Below are 2,570 nucleotides of genomic sequence, written 5' to 3' on the forward strand. Positions count from 1 at the left end.
TGGTGTCGGACCCGAGTCTGGCAGCGCGGTTTTTCGGGTGTGTTACGGGCGCGTGAGCCCGGTGTGCCGTGCCAGGGCGACCCGCTCGGCCAGCTGGTCGAGGGCCTCGGGGCTCAACGTGCCGTGAACGCGCAGTCGGGCGATACCGCCGTCGGGGAACACGTCGAGCCGGACGAAGTGCACCGGACCCACCGGATGGCCCGGCCGGCCCACCAGAAAGCGGTGCCGGCAGTCGGGTTGCAGAGGCGTACGGGGAACGAGGTCCACCCACCGGTCGGGGTGGTCCAGGTCCTCTGCGCTGGCGATCCCACGAAGCGACGCCGACCCCGGCGCGTTACCGATGTAGTAGGAGGTGTCGATCTCCACGTGGTCGACCGATCCCTCGCCCGCGAGTGCCACGGTCACGTGGTCGTTTCCTCCCCCTCGTCGCCGGGAGTTTTCCCAGCCCTCGCCCATGACGCGGGAACGCCCGGGGGCGATGATGTTGGCCGGCGACGAGTAGAACAGGTCCGAGCAGTCGACCACCCGGCCGCCGTTCTCGGCGGCCGCGAGGTCGACGGTTCCCCGCAGGAACGTGGGGTCAGGGGTGGGGTCGCCGTGAACCCGCAGTCTCGCGACACCACCGTCGGGGATCATCCGCAGCCGCACATGGGTCACCGGCGCGGCGTCGGGCACCGCGAAGTGATTGCGCGTGTCCCCCGCCGCCTCCGCCTCGGGTACCAGCTGCCGCCAGCGGGCACCCGCGAGGTCGTCGACCCCCGGGTAACCGTCGATCCACGCGCCGTCCACGGCGACCTGCGGGGGGTAGTTGCCGCGGAAGAAGGCGGTGTCCACCACGACCCCGCGCACCACGCCCGGCACCCCGAGACGGACTATCGCCGCGTCCTGCCCGGGCGAGCGCCGCCGGCGGGTCTCCCAGCCGTCGTAGACCTTGCCCTTGTGTCCGAACAGGGCCGGATCGAACACCGGATCGGAGGCGAGGATCAGGTTCTCCTTCTCGGCGAAGAACTCATCGTCGGCGTAGACGACACTGCCGGCCAGCTCGCGGGAGGCGAGGTCGGGCAGGGCGAGGTAATCGGGCTCAGGCATCGGTGGTGTCATCCGGTCAGTTCCGTTCGTGAAGGTGGCACAGCTGGCTCGGGTGGTGTCGGGCGGAAGACCGCGGTACCGGAGGCGGGGCCGTCGAGGTCCACGCGGCGGCCGGCGAGGTAGACCTCGCGCACGACTCCGCCGAGTGCCCGCTGGGCGTACGCGGTGACGGGGTTCTTGTGCTGCAACCGCTCGGGCAGGACCACGAACGCCTCGTCGGGGGCCAGGACCACCAGGTCGGCGCGGGCGCCCGGGCGGATCGACCCGCGATCTCGAAGCCCGGCGAACTCGGCGGGGCCGGACGACATCCACCGGACGACATCGGGCAACCCCAGCCCGCGCAGTCGCGCCTCGGACCAGATGATCGGCAGGCCCAGTTGCACCGAGGCGATCCCGCCCCAGGCCTGGCCGAAGTCACCGGTGTCGAAGCGCTTGAGTTCGGGAACGCACGGCGAATGGTCGGAGACCACCAGATCGATGGTCCCGTCCCGCAGCCCCTCCCAGAGCCGCTCGCGGTTACCGGCCTCACGGATCGGCGGGCAACACTTGTAGTGGGTGGCGCCGGGCTGGATCTCCTCGGAGAACAGCGACAGATAGTGCGGGCACGTCTCCACCGTGAGGGGCAACCCCTCCGCCTTGGACGAACGGATCAGCGGGAGGGCGTCGGCGGCCGAGAGGTGGAGGATGTGGGTCCGGCATCCGGTGCGGCGGACGCCGTCGATCACCTGCGCCACCGCACGGACCTCTGCGGCGACCGGTCTGGACTCGACGAATCCCGCGTACGCGGGCCCGGACGCCGGCGGCTGCGCGTCGATGGTGCCGGCGTCCTCGGCGTGGACGATCAGCAGCCCGTCGAACCCGGCGATCTCCTCCATGGCCGCCACCATCTGCGCGGCGTCCAGTGGCGGGAACTCGTCGATCCCGGAGTCGAGCAGGAAGCACTTGAACCCGAACACCCCGCGGTCCCAGAGTTCGCGTAGACGGCCCAGGTTCTCGGGCACGGCTCCGCCCCAGAACCCGGTGTCCACCCGGAGTGTGCCGCTCGCACTGGCCAGTTTCGCGTCCAGCGCGCCGGGCGTGGTGGTGACGGGGTTCGAGTTGAGCGGCATGTCGATCAGGGTGGTCACTCCGCCACACGCCGCGGCCCGGGTGGCGCTGGCGAAGCCCTCCCAGTCCGTGCGGCCGGGTTCGTTGATGTGGACGTGGGTGTCGACGAGGCCGGGGAGCAGCACCACGTCGTCACCCAGGTCCACGACGTGCGTACCGGCCGGGGTCGGGGAGGTCGGGGCCGCGGGGCCGGTCTCGACGGCCAGGATGATCCCGTCCGAGACCGTGACGGCTGCCGGCACGATCTCGGAGCCGATCACCGCGCGGTGTGCGCGCAGGACGGTCTCGGGGGCACCGTGCGTGCTCATGTCGTGGACTCCGCGGGGCGGTGGGCGGCGAGATCCGCCCGCCCGGACCCGGGTCGCCGCAGCCGG

Annotated in this window: 2 protein-coding genes; both read right to left on the reverse strand. The window is 71.6% G+C overall.

What is annotated here, in order from left to right; genetic code table 11:
• Window positions 1-42 precede the first annotated feature (42 nt).
• Window positions 43-1,089: an allantoicase gene (gene alc / locus G6026_RS14325; protein ID WP_182613571.1), complete on the reverse strand. Its 1,047-nt coding sequence runs from the start codon at window positions 1,087-1,089 to the stop codon at window positions 43-45.
• Between the two features lie 8 nt (window positions 1,090-1,097).
• Window positions 1,098-2,504, reverse strand: a complete 1,407-nt coding sequence (gene allB / locus G6026_RS14330; RefSeq protein ID WP_182613572.1) for an allantoinase AllB — start codon at window positions 2,502-2,504, stop codon at window positions 1,098-1,100.
• Window positions 2,505-2,570: the final 66 nt, after the last annotated feature.

The sequence above is a fragment of the Dietzia sp. DQ11-38-2 genome (assembly GCF_014145055.1).
GTDB lineage: Bacteria > Actinomycetota > Actinomycetes > Mycobacteriales > Mycobacteriaceae > Dietzia.

Excerpts from the sequence above, each read along its gene's own strand:
- alc (WP_182613571.1), bottom strand. The coding sequence starts at position 1,089 with ATGCCTGAGCCCGATTACCTCGCCCTGCCCGACCTCGCCTCCCGCGAG.
- allB (WP_182613572.1), bottom strand. The coding sequence starts at position 2,504 with ATGAGCACGCACGGTGCCCCCGAGACCGTCCTGCGCGCACACCGCGCG.